This is a genomic window from Halomonas sp. TP35, from assembly GCF_052375975.1.
In the GTDB taxonomy this organism is placed as follows: Bacteria; Pseudomonadota; Gammaproteobacteria; order Pseudomonadales; family Halomonadaceae; genus Vreelandella; species Vreelandella citrativorans.
This window is the reverse complement of record NZ_JBQSUZ010000027.1, coordinates 1-15557: the sequence shown is the minus strand read 5'-3', so window position 1 is coordinate 15557 and position 15557 is coordinate 1. Positions and strand designations below refer to the sequence as shown.

The 15557-nt window shown below is 54.1% G+C and carries 16 protein-coding genes; 6 read left to right on the top strand and 10 right to left on the bottom strand.

Translation table 11 applies throughout. The annotated features are described in order from the left end of the window. Together ACT3RU_RS17625 and ACT3RU_RS17620 are read right to left on the bottom strand one after the other, a co-directional pair. The coding region (locus ACT3RU_RS17625; RefSeq protein ID WP_483392964.1) for a glutathione S-transferase N-terminal domain-containing protein at positions 1-211 on the bottom strand (211 nt) is incomplete at its 3' end. A 182-nt stretch (positions 212-393) separates the two neighbouring features. Then, entirely contained in the window at positions 394-615 is a 222-nt protein-coding gene (locus ACT3RU_RS17620; protein ID WP_192528609.1) for a VF530 family protein, read from the bottom strand. 259 nt (positions 616-874) lie between these two features. Between ACT3RU_RS17620 and ACT3RU_RS17615 the strand changes: the two genes are divergently transcribed. Beyond that, positions 875-2689 carry a DUF4153 domain-containing protein gene (locus tag ACT3RU_RS17615; protein WP_192528610.1) on the top strand — a complete coding sequence of 605 codons (1815 nt, stop codon included), beginning with the start codon at positions 875-877 and terminating at the stop codon, positions 2687-2689. A 127-nt stretch (positions 2690-2816) separates the two neighbouring features. Here ACT3RU_RS17615 and ACT3RU_RS17610 read toward each other — a convergent pair whose 3' ends face one another. Together ACT3RU_RS17610 and ACT3RU_RS17605 are read right to left on the bottom strand one after the other, a co-directional pair. Next, positions 2817-5993, bottom strand: a complete 3177-nt coding sequence (locus tag ACT3RU_RS17610) for an efflux RND transporter permease subunit (protein WP_192528611.1) — start codon at positions 5991-5993, stop codon at positions 2817-2819. Positions 5994-5999: 6 nt separating this feature from the next. Further along, the gene (locus ACT3RU_RS17605) at positions 6000-7190 is read right to left on the bottom strand and encodes an efflux RND transporter periplasmic adaptor subunit (RefSeq protein WP_192528612.1); all 1191 of its coding nucleotides are present in this window, start codon (positions 7188-7190) and stop codon (positions 6000-6002) included. A gap of 380 nt (positions 7191-7570) precedes the next feature. On the opposite strand from ACT3RU_RS17605, the gene ACT3RU_RS17600 reads away from it, so the two are divergent. Continuing rightward, positions 7571-8530 (top strand): AraC family transcriptional regulator, encoded by a 960-nt coding sequence (locus tag ACT3RU_RS17600; RefSeq protein WP_087107080.1) that lies wholly within the window; start codon positions 7571-7573, stop codon positions 8528-8530. A gap of 114 nt (positions 8531-8644) precedes the next feature. On the opposite strand, the gene ACT3RU_RS17595 is transcribed toward ACT3RU_RS17600, so the two are convergent. From ACT3RU_RS17595 to ACT3RU_RS17585, 3 genes are all read right to left on the bottom strand, one after another. Further along, positions 8645-9694 carry an alpha/beta fold hydrolase gene (locus tag ACT3RU_RS17595; RefSeq protein ID WP_192528613.1) on the bottom strand — a complete coding sequence of 350 codons (1050 nt, stop codon included), beginning with the start codon at positions 9692-9694 and terminating at the stop codon, positions 8645-8647. Positions 9695-9861: 167 nt separating this feature from the next. After that, entirely contained in the window at positions 9862-10137 is a 276-nt protein-coding gene (locus tag ACT3RU_RS17590; RefSeq protein ID WP_192528614.1) for a TehB family protein, read from the bottom strand. Position 10138: 1 nt separating this feature from the next. Continuing rightward, complete coding sequence (locus ACT3RU_RS17585) at positions 10139-10726, bottom strand: O-methyltransferase (protein WP_318779709.1); 588 nt, start codon at positions 10724-10726, stop codon at positions 10139-10141. Positions 10727-10874: 148 nt separating this feature from the next. Between ACT3RU_RS17585 and ACT3RU_RS17580 the strand changes: the two genes are divergently transcribed. After that, positions 10875-11363: a TspO/MBR family protein gene (locus tag ACT3RU_RS17580; RefSeq protein WP_192528615.1), complete on the top strand. Its 489-nt coding sequence runs from the start codon at positions 10875-10877 to the stop codon at positions 11361-11363. Positions 11364-11494: 131 nt separating this feature from the next. Here the strand turns inward: ACT3RU_RS17580 and ACT3RU_RS17575 are convergent, their stop codons facing one another. Further along, positions 11495-12274, bottom strand: coding sequence for an aminoglycoside adenylyltransferase family protein (locus tag ACT3RU_RS17575; RefSeq protein ID WP_192528616.1), 780 nt, complete (start codon positions 12272-12274; stop codon positions 11495-11497). 60 nt (positions 12275-12334) lie between these two features. Then, positions 12335-12889, bottom strand: a complete 555-nt coding sequence (locus tag ACT3RU_RS17570; protein ID WP_192528617.1) for a GNAT family N-acetyltransferase — start codon at positions 12887-12889, stop codon at positions 12335-12337. Positions 12890-13241: 352 nt separating this feature from the next. On the opposite strand from ACT3RU_RS17570, the gene ACT3RU_RS17565 reads away from it, so the two are divergent. The 3 genes from ACT3RU_RS17565 (at position 13242) to ACT3RU_RS17555 (ending at position 14768) form a co-directional block, all read left to right on the top strand. Then, positions 13242-14009 (top strand): SDR family oxidoreductase, encoded by a 768-nt coding sequence (locus ACT3RU_RS17565; protein ID WP_192528618.1) that lies wholly within the window; start codon positions 13242-13244, stop codon positions 14007-14009. A gap of 256 nt (positions 14010-14265) precedes the next feature. Beyond that, entirely contained in the window at positions 14266-14517 is a 252-nt protein-coding gene (locus tag ACT3RU_RS17560) for a type II toxin-antitoxin system Phd/YefM family antitoxin (RefSeq protein ID WP_192528619.1), read from the top strand. Continuing rightward, entirely contained in the window at positions 14514-14768 is a 255-nt protein-coding gene (locus tag ACT3RU_RS17555; protein WP_192528620.1) for a Txe/YoeB family addiction module toxin, read from the top strand. The genes ACT3RU_RS17560 and ACT3RU_RS17555 overlap by 4 nt, the downstream gene beginning before the upstream one ends. Before the next feature lie 94 nt (positions 14769-14862). Here ACT3RU_RS17555 and ACT3RU_RS17550 read toward each other — a convergent pair whose 3' ends face one another. After that, on the bottom strand, positions 14863-15294 hold the full coding sequence (locus ACT3RU_RS17550; protein WP_192528621.1) for an acetyltransferase: 432 nt from the start codon (positions 15292-15294) through the stop codon (positions 14863-14865). Positions 15295-15557 lie beyond the last annotated feature (263 nt).

Sequence of the window (15557 nt, the reverse complement as noted above, 5' to 3'; positions counted from 1 at the left end):
TGATCACGCCATCATGGTCAATTGCGGGTACTTTGCCAAAGGGATTGATTGCCAAATAATCAGCGCTATGTAGCTCCCCAGCGACATCATCAAGCCCATTAACCTGATGAGGCAGCTCGCACTCCTCTAGTGCCCACAGCACACGTAAATCCCTCGTAATCCCCACCACTTGCGGCGTTACTTTTCCAAATCCATACATAGTAATCATCATCAATTTCCTCACGAAAGCCAATACTTCAAACGGTCTGTGATTGCATGAGCGAACTATCACTAGTCGTTCGAGCGTGAGAGAAATCGACAAGCTACAATGTATTTTTTATTCTCAATGGCCACATAAACGGCGCGAGGAGCGTAAACCTCATAGCCCACTCCGCCGCTACACTTATTTCTGCGTTAACCCGTAAAGGTATTGATATACAGCGCTTCTACTTTATCCCGTGCCCACTGCGTTTTACGCAGGAATTTCAACGACGACTTAATAGAAGGATCGTTGAAGAAGCAGTTCACGTTGATCTCTGCGTACAAGCCGTCCCAGCCGTAACGCTCAACCAAACGCGTCAAGATCTTTTCAAGGCTTAAACCATGTAACGGATTATTGGGTTGTGGATGGCTCATTAGTAATTCCCAGTGGCATTTCAAACGCCCTTTCCAACATGGCAGGCGACAAGCCACGAATGTTAACAGAGGCAGTTAAGAAAGCACGGCGGAATAGCGTTCCGCCATTGGCAACGTACTTCTCTGCAAAGAACCAGTAATATTCGATACATTTCCATTTCCCTGTCATGGTGATGTTGTTATTTAATCCAACGCTACCCTGATTATGTTTAAAGCAACGTAAATTTTATTACGCCAACCTCACCTGCGGACAACTGTCATGGATGATCATCGTGCAAATACGCTGGACAAGCCCACCCGTGCGGGCTTGATTTTGCTGGCCGTTGTACAAGGGATTGCGCTGCTGGCCCTTCATCTGGCGATTGAGCATGAGCACTGGCTGGCCGCTGACCAGCGCTGGCTCAAGGCGCTTTATACCGTAGCAATCGCCCTGCCCGCGTTTTATCTAATCGGAATGGAGCGGCTACGTGATCGCCTCAATTTTCTCCCGCTATTGCTGGCCCCGCTGTTGTTTTGGTTGGGCTGGCACCTTGGCTGGGTAGAGCAGACGCCCGAACCGCTAGCGTGGGCACGGCATCCGTTCACGTTTGCCTTTTGTATATCGCTTGGCGTAGCGCTTTTCATCCTGGCGCTTTTTTTTCGGAGTGGCGCCACTAGCAGAACCTGGCCTACCGCCTATTCACCGCTGCTGAATTACTCCTGGGAATTCACCCAGACGCTTTCACAATTAACGCTGTTTATTGGCGTGTTTTGGGGCCTATTATTGCTGGGGGCAACGCTGTTTTCAGCTATTGGCGTGAGCTTTTTTGAGACGCTTTTCAGTGAACCCGTGTTTATTTACCCCGTCACTTGGCTGGTGATCGGTTTAACGCTGGTGATGATTCGTAACCGCTTTCGCCTAATTCAAAGCGTGCGGCAGATGAGCGAGGCACTTATCAAAGCGTTACTGCCGCTAGTAGCCCTTATCATTCTGCTATTTTTTGCCATGCTCCTTTTTACCGGCGTGCAGCCCGTCTGGAATACAGGCAGAGCCTCCTGCATATTAATGGCGCTGATGTTAACCCTGCTGCTGTTCTTCAACGCGGTCTTTCATCAAGCGCATGGCTTACCCCCCTATCCCACCTGGCTACGCCGCATTATCCTGCTGGCCGTTGTGCTGCTGCCGGTGGGTAGCGTGCTGGCCGCCTGGGCGCTCTGGCTGCGTATAGATCAATACGGCCTTAGCCTGGACAGGCTATGGGCTGCCCTGCTGCAAGTGCTAACAGCGGCATTTACCGTAAGCTACAGCCTGCTTCTGCTGTGGCGCCGCCAGGCAGCACTTCCCAGCCTACAGCGCGCCAACGTTGGCTTGGCCCTGCTGGTGGCCCTTGTGTTGATCGTGGTTAACACGCCGCTGGCAGATATGCGCCACTGGGTTGCCGAGCAGCAAATCAAGCGGTTGCTGGATGGCCGCACAACAGCCGAGACGTTTGATGTTAACTACCTGCGCTACCAACTCGGCCAGCCGGGCATCCTGGCCTTGCAAGCCTTGGTAGAGAGCGAATTTGCCCAATCGCAGCCTGAGTTAGCTCGGCGTATTGAACTTTCGCTTAGGCAAACCGAACGTTGGAGCCAGGAACCACTGGTGGATACTCAGAACCTGGATGACGTCGCCCAACAGTTCAGGGCAAGCCCTAACGGCGCCACTCTCCCAGAGCCCTTGCTGAACCTGTTGGTTGAGCAGAATTCCGCCTGTTTAAGCCAGACGGAACCCTGCCAGACCCTACAGATCAGCAGCGGCACGCCCTTCCAGTGGCTGGTTTATGAACCTTATAGCGCGGTGGGCAAGGCGTATGGCGAGCACGATGGCGACTGGCTGTTGCTCGGCCATTTGATGCTACTCGGTACGACTCAGCCGCAAGATGACCTAACGTGCCAAACGACTCTGACTACGAATGATCTCGAACGCCTTACCGGGCCAGCCGATATCTACCGGAACGGCAACTGCCTTTATCACCTGCAGCCAACGATTGAAAACGCCAGGCAGCAGCTTTTCATGCAACCTGACGAAAGCAGACAAGCACAGCGGGACTAGTCCGCTGTGCTTGTCTGTTCAGTTACCGAGCGAGCCTTTCTCTCTTCCTTTCCAGCCCAGTCTCTCTAGCTCTTTTCTATACGTTAGTCCGCCCCAAGATTTACCCGGTCATTATTCTGGCTGCCATTCAAGAATAGCTGGCTGGGTAAGATGGGGTGTCCAGCGTGGGGCTGTGATGACTGACCAGAGGGCCGGACAGTTTACGCAGCGCCACATAGAACACCGGAGTCAGGAACAAGCCAAACAGGGTGACGCCGATCATGCCTGCAAATACAGCAGTACCCAGCGCCGCCCGCACCTCGGCACCCGCACCAGTGGCAATCACCGAAGGCAAGACTGCCGCCGTGAAGGCGATTGAGGTCATGATGATAGGCCGCAAGCGTAGCCGACAGGCTTCAAGGGCCGCCTCCACCACTCCCTTACCTTGCAGTTCAAGTTCACGGGCGAACTCCACAATCAGAATCGCGTTCTTGCATGCTAGGCCAATCAGTACCACTAGCCCCACCTGCACGAAGATGTTGTTGTCGCCACCGCCAAACCAAACGCCAATCAGGGCCGACAGCATCGACATGGGCACAATCAAGATGACTGCCAACGGTAACGTCCAACTTTCATAGAGTGCCGCCAATACCAAAAATACCAGCAGAATCGATAGCGGGAAGACCACCAGCGCCGCGTTGCCTTGAGTGGATTGCTGGTAGCTAAGGTCGGTCCATTCCAACGCCATACCTGGGGGTAATACTTCTGCCGCCAGAGCGTTGATAGCCTCCATCGCCTGCGCAGAAGAGAGCACTCTAGGGTCTATCTCCCCGGCTAGATCCGCTGCCGGGTAACCGTTGTAACGCAGTACCGGGTCTGGGCCAAAGGTTTGCCGGATATCCACCATCGTGCCGATCGGCACCATTTCCCCTTGGTCATTGCGGGTGCGCAGCCGGGCGATGTCTTCTACGCTGGCCCGATACGGGGCGTCCGCTTGGGCGATGACCTGCCAGGTGCGACCAAAGCGGTTGAAGTCATTCACATAGGTCGAGCCAAGATAGGTCTGCAGGGTATCGAACAGTTCAGTCAACGGCACGCCTTGGGCCTTGGCCCTTAACCGATCCACCTCGGCATCCAACTGTGGCACGTTGGATTGATAGCTGCTGATTGGGAAGCCCATGCCCGGCGTTTGCGCAACCGCGCCCTGGAATTGATTAACCGCCTCCTGCAATGCTCCATAGCCAAGATTACCGCGATCTTCTATAAACAGCTGAAAGCCAGAACCATTGCCAAGCCCCAGAATCGGCGGCGGCATAAAGGAGAACGCAAAGCCCTCTTTCAGGCCACCAATGCGCTGGTTGATGCGGGCATTGATCTCTGCGGCGCTAATGGTGCGCTCATCAAAAGCGCTGAGGGTGAGAAACGCCACCCCGGTATTGGAGGTATTGGTGAACTGCAGCGCATTCAAACCGGGAAAGGCAATAGCGTGCTCCACGCCTTCGGTCTCCATAGCAATATCCACCACCTCCTGGAGCATCTGATCAGTTCTCTCCAGGGATGCTCCTTCCGGCAGAATAACACCCGCAATCAGATAAAGTTTGTCCTGCACCGGAATAAAGCCGGACGGCACCGCCTTGAACATCACGCCGGTACCCAGCAGCAACAGCGCATAAACCATAAACACCGCACCACGATGTTTCAGAGACCTAGCGACCCCTCCCTGATACTTAGTTGAGCTGGCATTGAAAAAGCGATTGAAGGGACGAAAAATCCAGCCGAACAGCTTGTCAATCACTCGGGTAAGGCGATCTTTAGGCGCGTCATGAGGCTTGAGTAGCATTGCTGCCAGCGCGGGTGACAGGGTAAGGGAGTTAATGGTGGAGATCACCGTAGAGATAGCAATTGTCACTGCGAACTGGCGGTAGAATTGACCGGTCACACCAGAAAGGAAAGCCATGGGGATAAACACCGCGCACAGCACTAGGCCGACGGCAATAATAGGCCCGGAGACCTCTCTCATTGCCTGATGAGCGGCTGCCTGCGGCGGTAAACCCTCCTCAATGTTCCGCTCCACGTTTTCCACCACTACGATGGCGTCATCCACCACGATGCCGATGGCCAGCACCAGGCCAAATAAAGTGAGCGTATTGATGGAGTAACCCAACAGATAGAGCGCCCCAAAAGTACCGATAACCGATACCGGCACAGCAAGCAAAGGGATAATAGAGGCACGCCAGGTTTGTAAGAAAAGCGTGACGACTAACACCACCAGCAGCACAGCTTCCAGCAGCGTTGCTATTACCGACTTTATAGAGTCGTTCACAAAAATGGTGGTGTCATAGATTGCCTCATATTCCACACCTTCAGGGAACTGCTCGGACAGTTCATCCATGGTGGCCACCACCTGCTCACGGATCTCCAGCGCATTGGCACCCGGTGCTTGGAAGATGCCAATCGCCACCGCGTTCTGGCCGTCCAACTGCGAACGCAGGGTATAGTTTCCGGCACCCATTTCCAGCCGGGCCACGTCTGAAAGCCTGAGTAATTCGCCGTTATCGCCACGTTTCAGCACGATGTCGCCAAATTCCTCCACTGTTTCCAGTCGCCCGCGGGCATTGATCAGTGTCAGGAAATCACTCTCTTCAATGGGTTCAGCGCCCAGTTGTCCGGCGGAGACTTGAACATTCTGCTCCCGCATAGCACCGACCACATCGCTGGCCGTCAGGCCGCGAGCGGCTATGCGAGCGGGGTCCAGCCAAGCTCGCATGGCGTAATCCCCTCCACCAAAGAGCTGGGCATCCCCTATTCCTTCGAGCCGGGCCAGACGATCGCGAACATTCAGCCGCACATAGTTGCGCAGATAAAGGGTGTCGTATTCACCGCTAGGCGAAGTCAGGTGAACCACCATCAGAAAGGTAGGTGATTGCTTCTGTGTGGTGACCCCTTGACGACGTACCGCCTCAGGTAGCCGCGCTTCAGCTTGGCTGACGCGGTTCTGCACCCGAACGGCAGCCTCTTCGGCATCGGTCCCTGGGCGGAAGGTAACGGTCATCTGCAGCACGCCATCAGAACCCGCGACGGACTTGAGATACATCATGTCCTCGACGCCATTGATAGCTTCTTCCAGCGGGGTGGCCACTGTATCGGCGATTTCTTTTGGATTAGCCCCCGGGTAAACCGTGCGGACAACCACTGAGGGCGGCACCACGTCCGGGTACTCGCTGATCGGCAGGTTGGGGATGGATATCAACCCCACCGCCAGGATAATAATCGACAGCACCGCCGCAAAAATCGGTCTGTCCACGAAGAAACGGGAGAAGTTCATGGTGGATTAATCTTCCCTGGCAGCAATGGTGGGCTGGGCATTAACCGGCGGGGCATCCACTACCTGTTGTGGGGAGACTTCCATCCCCGGCATGAATACTTTTTGCACGCCGTTAACAATCACCCTGTCACCGGCGTTAAGCCCTTCGGTGATAACCGTTTGTTCTGCCACTTGACGCCCGGTGGTTACCTGGCGCCGCTCTGCCAGGTTGCTCTCATCAATGACATAGACGTAGCGGCGATCCTGGTTGGTCAATACCGCCTTTTGATCTACTAGCAACGCCTGTTCTAAACGAGCGACCGGCATTTCAACCCGTGCAAACTCTCCAGGCCGAATATGCCCATCCGGGTTGGCTAACACTGCCCGGAATTGCAGAGTGCCCGTATTGGGGTTTAAACGGTTATCGATAAAATCCAGAGCGCCGGTGAACTGACGCTGCGGGTCGCCTCCCAGCTCAATCGTCAGGCGGTTCGGCGCGTCACCGACCAGCATGGTCTGGCTGGCAAACGCAGCTTGTTCATCCGCCTCGAAGTAGACGTGGACCGGATCGATGCTCACTAGCGTAGTCAGCAGGCTCTGATCGGCGTTGGCCAGATTGCCGCGAGTCACCATGGCCCGACCGATACGACCACTGATCGGTGCCGTGATGCGGGTATACTCAAGGTCAAGCTCGGCGGTATCTAGCGCTGCTTGCGCGGCATCCACCATGGCCCGGGTATTGTTCAAGGCCGTTTGACGCTGGTCATGCACTTCCTGAGAAATGGCTTGGCGCCCCAATAACACTCGGGCGCGTTCGGCTTCGCTGCCCGCTTGGGCCAGTTGGCTCTTGGCCTGGGAAAGATCAGCCTGGGCGGCTCCGATACGCGCTTGGTAAGGCCGCGGGTCGATCAGGAACAGTAGCTCTCCCTGCTCCACCAGCTCGCCCTCATCAAACGCCACTTCTTGGATATAGCCGCTAACCCGAGCCCTTAATTCGACCGTTTCGGCGGCCTCCACGCGTCCGGTGAATGACTCACTTAACACCACCGGCTGAGCGACGATTTCCGCTACGTCGACTTCCGGCGGTGGAGGTAATGAAGATGCTACGGACTCCTCGCTCTGGGCCTCGCACCCGGTGAGTAAAACCGTTATCAGCAGGAGCAGGATCACTGCCCCTCTGCTGTTTGCAAACGGAGTTCGTTGAGACAGACTTCCCATGATTACTTGCTCCAATGGCTATCGAAAACCGATAGCGGCGTCAGAATCGACAGTCGATGGTGTTGGCATAGAGGGGCTAAACAAGCGGGCACCGTCGCGCGCCCAACAAACGCCACTCACCATAGGCGGGGCGAGCGCGTTCAAGGTAGCGCGTTCCTGCGCCATGATTGCCTAATTCTGTCGTGGGTCGTAAGCAGTTGAGCAAGGCTGGTGGATCAAGAGGCAAAGGGTTTTCGCGTCTATGCATCGTGTCTGTTTGATGACACTCAGCATGGTTGCCAATTTCTACGAGGTACTTGCCTGATCCTGCAAAACAGATAAAAAAGCATCGGATTTATAAAACGTAGGCGTACACTGCAGTTTGTTAAGGAGGAAAGCCATTGACCGTTCTCGTGCCTGAACAGATTCCCCATCTTGGCGACAGCCTGCTGCAACAATTAAGCCAAGTCGCCCGCCGCTGGGCGCCCCTGGAAGAACTGCAGGATACGGCGATTGCCGAGGTTCAACTGGTACGCGCTGACGCCCCTACCAGTTTTCACTGCGCCGTCTATGAACCGTGCCTGTGCTTTGTCATTCAAGGCAGCAAGACTGTGCTATTGGGTGACAAGGAGATCGTCTACACCGGACCTAGCTATATGGGTAGTGCCGTTCACCTGCCGATGGTAGGCAGGATTGACCATGCTACCCCGGAGACCCCCTACTTGGCGGTAAAGGTGTCGGTGGAGCCTCAGGAAGTAGCTGGGTTGATACTGGAGGTGGGTGACAAGGCACCGCACGCGGGAGGTAATGCCATCTGCCCCGAGATGGACTGCGGTTTAAAATCGGCCCCCATGGATGCCCGTATGCAGGGTGCACTCTATCGATTATTAAGCCTGCTCGACTCACCAGAAGATATTAAGGTACTTTCCCCCTTGGCCCGGCGGGAGCTAATCTATCGAGCCCTAATGGGTGGCATGGGGCCTCACATGCGCCGGTTTACTGCCTCGGACTCACAGGCTAATCGGATTGCACGGGTTATCTATGCCCTTAAAGAGCACTATGCTCAGCCACTTAAGATCAGTGAGCTGGCAGCGACTGCTAATATGAGCGAATCGACGCTTTACCACAGCTTCCGACAAGTCACACGAATGTCGCCCCTGCAATACCAGAAGAAGTTGCGCCTACTAGAAGCCCGTCGATTAATGCTGGCCGAGGGGCTGGAAGCGGCTACCGCCAGTTACCGAGTGGGTTATGAAAGCCCATCTCACTTTAGCCGCGAGTACAGTCGTATGTTCGGTGCCCCGCCGCGTGCCGATGTTAGCCAGTTAAAGGGCATTGCGATGGCCTCAGCGACCGCTTAAGGTGAGGAGATACCGGGGGAGAAACAGGCAGGCGCAAGCAGCTTAAAGCTCCCCGCGCCTGCCTATTACAGGTCACTCATGCAGTGACGCTGTCTTCCAATGTGTATTCCGATGTTACTGGCTTTCCAAGCCTTCCAGCAGCGCTTCGTGAAAACGCTCAGGTTCCTGAATTTGCGGTGAATGGCCAAGCTCTGGAAATTCAACGAGCGTTGCCTGGGGGATGGCCTCGGCAGCCTGCTCACCCAGCACATCGTAACGGCCCAGGTTTTTCTGAACCTCTTCCGGCGCCCGCTCCTTGCCGATGGCGGTGTTATCCTTCTCGCCAATCAGTAGCAGCGTAGGCATCTGTAGCTGATCGAATTCATGAACCACTGGTTGAGTAAAGACCATATCCGACGTCAACGCCTGGTTCCAGGCGACCAAATCCCCGTCCTCACCGGCATACATGCCCGCCAGCATTTCTACCCAACGATCATATTCCGGCTCCCAAGTATCCACGTAGTAGGTACTCTCCTGATAGGCGCGGATGCCCTCAGCGGTTTTCTCAAGTTCAGCCTGGTAGCCTTCATCGATGCTCTGGTAAGGCACGCCAAGGGCTTTCCAGTCTTCCAGGCCAATCGGGTTAACCATCACCAACTGCTCAGTCTGTTCCGGGTACATCAGCGCAAAGCGCGTGGCCAACATACCGCCCATGGAGTGGCCCATTACAGTCACTTCCTCTAGCTCCAGATCTTCCAGCAGCGCTTGGGTGTTGGCGGCTAGTTGATGGAAGCTGAACTGATAATGCTCCGGCTTGGTCGACTTACAGAACCCCACTTGGTCTGGCGCAACCACCCGATAGCCCGCATCATGCAGCGCTTCAATGGTGCCTTCCCACGTGCCAGCACAGAAATTCTTGCCGTGCATCAGCACCACCGTTCTGCCGTTAGCGCTACCCTCTTCCGGCTTCACATCCAGGAAGGCCATTTGCATGTCCTGCCCCTGAGAGCTGAAATTAAACCGCTCGACCGGGTAAGCGTATTCGAAGCTGGAAAGCTGGCCATCGTATTCAGGCGCGTCTTCAGCGATAGCGCTACCAATAGAACCCACGGCCACGATGCTGCTAATACCGCTAGCCAGCAGTGTCGGGGTAAAGTGTCTCTGAGAAAACCTGCGATGATCCATTATGTCTCTCCTCTCTTCCATGGGATAAGTGACACTGGAGAGTATGGCAGTAATTGTCAGACATGCCGCTTTTAAGCTTTTTTACCCGACGTCAAGATTAAACCGGTGAAGTGCGTAACGCTTATGGCGAACGCTATTCAAACGGCGGGTTCTCAACAGCTTGCATATTAACGATAAAACTCAACAAAAAATCTTACCGGGCCCAATGGCTTTATATGATGCTTTATCGTTGGCTCTACAACGCCATACTGCTCTGGGCTTAGCTCGATGATATCCAGTGCTGGCTCTTGAATGGTGTATTCCAACAAGCCTTCAAGTACCACTATTTTTCCCCACACCTCCTCTTTGGTCGTGTGGTCATTCAACAACCCTGTGGGAACGCTCTCTTCGGTGAATTCTGGCGTTCTTTTATAGGGAGAAACATTGACGGGTAAATCTTTCATGTTATCGGCTCCTTGTAGCCAAAAACTCGCCGTTTCCGACAGGCACGGTACACGTGGCGAAATCAGGGTCTGCGGAAACCAATGCCACAAAAGATAACATCTCTTCAGCATGAGACGTGGCATTATCAACCACCAGAAGCCCTCCTACACGAAGAACCCGCTTAATGTCGGGCCACCATTCCAGATACTCAGAACGCTCAGAGTCGAGAAAGAGAAGATCGATACTGGATGTGGAGCTGCGACCAAGTACGGCACCCGCCTCACCATGAACCTGGGTAATGAACAGAGCAAGACCTGAACGCTCGAAGCTCTTCGCCGCAAGCGAAAGTTTGAAATCGGATTGTTCAACGGTCGTCACATGGCCGTTAATTGCCGCTGCGGCCCAGGCCAGCCAAAGCGTTGAGTAGCCGTTAGACGTTCCGATTTCAAGCACGCGTTGAGCATTCGTGGCCCGAACCATCACGGAAAGGAATTCTCCCGTGTCACGGGTGATGTTCAACATACGGCGAGGCCGGTCGGTGATGGCGCTATCATTGCTTACACCAAACTGTTCGAGTTCAAGTGACAGCGTTTGTAGCGATTCAGTCACGTTGCACTCCCTTTGTTTAATGCTGCCTTATCTAGCTCGCCTGCCACGCTTCAACCATGCTTCATTCTTTCGCAACCGCCGCCGTGACCGACCCCATCGCGTTACACTACGCTTGAAGTGATTTTCATACTTTACAGCAGAGGCTCACGTGCGTGCACTTTCCCGCAAAAAACAGGTTCTGGGCCTGATTGGCTGGCTGGCACTGGCCTATATTGCCGCCGCCATCGGATCGGTGGCCTCCATCAACGCGGCCTCTTTCTACGCAGAGCTTGTGCAACCGTCTTGGGCACCGCCCGCTTGGCTATTCGGGCCGATGTGGACGACGCTTTACGGCCTTATAGGCATTGCCGCCTGGCTTGCCTGGCGTGAACCCGGCGCCCGGCCCGCGCTTGTCGTGTTCGCCATACAGCTGGCGCTCAACGCCTTATGGAGCTGGCTCTTCTTCGCGTGGCAGTTGGGCGCTATCGCCTTTATCGGCGTGGCCGCGCTTTGGGTACTGATTTTGATGACGCTGGTGATGTTCTGGCGACTCAAGCCGTTGGCGGGTGTACTGCTGGCACCTTACCTCGCTTGGGTGAGCCTGGCCTGCGCGCTCACCTGGAGCGTGTGGCAGCTTAACCCGCAAGTGTTGGGGTAATGGAAGCGGCGGCGTCGCTTGTCCCAGCAGGGCTAAAGTCACTCGTAGTCTCAACGGCACGACAACAGGTACAATCACCCACACGGACTCCATCCAACGCCACTTGGGCAAAAAGGCATGTGAGGATTGTTTTACGGGGCATCAAGGCACCCCTCAATCGAATTTTTCAAATAGGAGGCAAGCGCTGCAACGTCCTCATGCTTATCCTGCCATCTATCCTCAATTATCCCCAGATAACCTTCCCGAGCATATTTCAATAGCATTGCATGGTCAGGAAGTGCTTGCCCTTCCGCCCACTCTGCCGCAGCATCTTTAGGAACAATATCGCCAGTGGCCGCTGTCCGCCACATGCGTGCCAAGGTTAAAACCACGTTACGCTCATCGCCCGCAGCGTCGGCCAGAAGAGTGGGCAAGGAGTGACACATTGCCCGTCTAATATCAGCCATAGGCACAGGCTCAAAAACCTCAGCGGCGCTTCTTCCGTACAGTGAAAGACTGTTATCCCTTACCTTCTTCAGAACAATGGCAAGATCAGGATCACGGGCGGGTTCCGGAACACTTCCGGCCTCGAATTGCGCTCGCAACCACTCCCCGTAAACAAATTCAGCCCGAGGCGGAAATTGCCAAGGAACAACATCAGAAATTGTCACCACCGTCAGCTCTAACGGCCTGATGGCTTGAGAATTCCCAATCGCACCGGATACGTCCATCAACCGAGCAACTAGGGCTTTTCTTTGCAATAAGCCAAAAGGCCTTGAGACGGCGATCAAAATATCTACATCACTTTCGTGCCTTAAACCGCCAACGACAGCAGAGCCGAAGAGATAAATACCGATGATCGAATCACCCAGTATGTCTTCTACGACTAATTGTGCCTGTATTGCTTCGTTTGTTATCTCTGGGATTGTCATATCCAGAATCTACTCTTGGTCTAACGTCCACAACATGCGCTTGCCGCAAGCATTGCTTGGCTATGCAGGGTGATCTCTTATCAGCCGCCCATACATTGCAGAGTCAGAGACGACGCCATTGACCTCCCAACGCTGCCTTAGAAGCCCTTCTTGAGAAAATCCAAGATTCTCTAGCGCTTTCGCAGAGGATTGATTGTCTGGGTCGATCTCTGCTTCAATTCTCCGAAGTCCCAATGAGTTGAACCCGTACTGAATCAACGCCTCTCCCGCCTCGTTTACATAGCCTTTACCCCAGCAAGAACGGCCTAACCCAAAACCGATCTCGGCTCGTTTGGATTCCTTGTCGTAGCTAAATAGCATGCATTTACCAGCCAACTCGCCTGTAGACTTCAGATACACACCAAGTACAAGTGACTCTTGACGCTGCATCGAATCGTGGCTGTCATTAATAAATTCAAGTGAATCCTGAACCGTTGCCCAAGGAGCAGTGTGCCAATACCGCATGACCTCAGGATCAGAAAAAATTTTCAGTAAACTATCCGCGTCATCTGTTACTAACGGTTTAATGGTCAATCGCTCGGTCTCAATCACCGGAAAAAATAGTTTTTGTGCCATTAATGTCTCCATGTTTACACATAACAGCGATAATGCAGCTGCCTTGGTTAAGGGTCATTCCTTTTGTTTCCAGGGCTCTGTTGACGTTTCGACAATAAGATTTAGCCAGGCAGGGGGCAAGCTTTCAGCATAAAAGTTCCTACGCCAATAGAAGGCGTGCTTGCCGTGCCCCGACGGATACCCACGGATGAACCCAGGGCGAAGCTGAAACCTATCCTGCATCAATCATGGACTTACCGCTGTGGACGACCGAACATGGCATTGAACGGAATAATTATTATAGAAAAGGCAGCCATGACTTCCTGACGCACTCTACCTATCAGCTCAATTATAAATAGCGGGATTACCACGCATGAGACTCAAGCAACGTACAGCACTCATTACCGGCGGGGCCAGCGGCATCGGGCTGGCAACGGCCGAGCGCTTTCTTTCCGAAGGGGCGAGCGTGGCACTGCTAGACCGAGATAGCCTGGCGCTCGCCAGGGAGTGCGCCCGGCTTGAGCGCGAAATTGGCCGCCCTGTCCTGGGCGTGGAAGCCGATGTCGCCGAGACGACTACGATACATCGCGCGGTCGCGGAGGTCGGTGATGCCTTGGGGCGAATCGATATTGTGATCAATGCCGCTGGCGTCAATGTTTTCTCAGACCCGCTCGAAACCGATGAAGCCACCTGGCGGCGTTGCCTGTCGGTCAATCTGGAAGGCGCGTGGCGGGTCATTCAGGCTGCGCTACCCGGCATGCTGGCCCGCGAGTATGGCCATATCGTCAACATCGCTTCAGTCCACGGGCACAAGATTATCCCCGGTGCCTTCCCGTACCCGGTCGCCAAGCACGGCCTGATCGGCCTGACCCGGTCACTGGGCATCGAATATGCGGCGCGCGGCATCCGCGTCAACTCTATCTCACCCGGCCTGATTCGCACGCCGCCCGCACAAGCCTGGCTGGACGGCCTGAGCGCAGCCGAACGTCAACACCAAGTCGATCTATTGCCGTGCCGCCGCATCGGTGAGGCCGATGAGGTCGCCAACACGGCGCTGTTTCTAGCCAGCGACGAAGCACGCTTTATTAATGCCACCGACATTCTGATGGATGGCGGTCGCAGCCAGGTCTACCACTCGTGATGCGATTGCTAACTGGCAACGATGGAAATACGACATAGGCGGGGCTCGCGGTACAGTTTGCCGTGCTCATGACGCTTGGGCGGTTGGGGCGGTACCAGCCCGGGGGATAAATCGACTCGGGCCGTTGAATGATCAAGCGCCCCAAGCAAAACGTCTGACTGGCGTTAAAGTAGGCGCGTGAGTAGAAAATTGTTGTCTACCGCCTTTTTATGTACGATAATCTGTACAGTACAATATTACGTACAGGAGTATTGTTATGGATGCTATTAGCTATACCGCCGCCCGAAGCCACTTGGCCAAGACCATGGAGCAGGTCTGCGAAGATCATTCACCTGTCATCATCACGCGCAGCAAAGCACCTTCGGTGGTCATGCTTTCGCTGGAAGATTATGAGGCGCTACAGGAAACCGCTTACCTACTGCGTTCACCCCACAACGCGCGGCGATTGTTGGATGCCATAGCCGAGCTGGAACAAGGCGGCGGCCAAGAGAAGGAGCTGCTGGAGTGAAGCTCATCTTTGCCGAGAATGCCTGGGAAGACTACTTGTACTGGCAGAAAACCGACAAGAAGATTCACGGCCGCATCAATAAGCTGATCAAAGAGATTCAGCGGCAGCCGTTCGAGGGCGTAGGCAAACCCGAACCGCTCAAACACGGCTTTTCCGGCTACTGGTCCCGACGAATCAACGACGAACATCGGATCGTTTATAAGCTGGCGGATGATGCGCTACTGATTGCGCAGCTCCGGTATCATTATTGATTTATGGTCAATAACGCCGCCAGCACGCACGGCTTTGTAGTGAAGGCGAAGCCGCTACGAAAAAAACGTCGCCGTGCCTGGCCTTGTTAAATTTTTATAGCGCCATATGCAACAGCGGATAAGGCTTACCCTGGCCATCGACTGGCGACCGATCTGTCACTTTAAAGCCAATGTGCTGATAAAAACCTACCGCCTGTTCATTCTGCTCGTTTACATCGACCCTTGATGCTCCCTGCTCTTTGATAGCATGGGCCGCTAACATGGCACCAATGCCTTTTCCGCGTGCATCAGGTGAGATGAACAACATCTCAATATTACCGTCATGTACTCCACAGAATCCCTGAATTTCACCGTTACCGTTTTTAGCGCACCTTAAATCAACTGCGTCAAAATACTGCTTCAGAATTAACGGCTTTAACTCCTGTAGATCATCTTCAGCCAGAAAATCATGCGTTGCCCTGACCGACGCTTCCCAGACGTCTATCAGCTTAAGGTGATCTGCTTTTTCTACGATCTCAATATTCATCACTAAACCCGATTGAAAATTTAACGCCGCGTTAAGTGGTGAGCAACGCTAGCACCCCACCTAAGCCATTGTTCCATAATCACTAAAGCTAATGAAAACCAAAAACTCCAAGCGTTGAGAATCAACCTTAAACGCTTGTTATGGGCAATTTAGATGCGCCTGATCATCTTAATGTGTGGGACTCCCGTACTCTTAGCAACATAAAATTTACCTGAAGCTTTAAAGCCCAATCTTTCATACATTGATACGGCATGTAGCCTAGC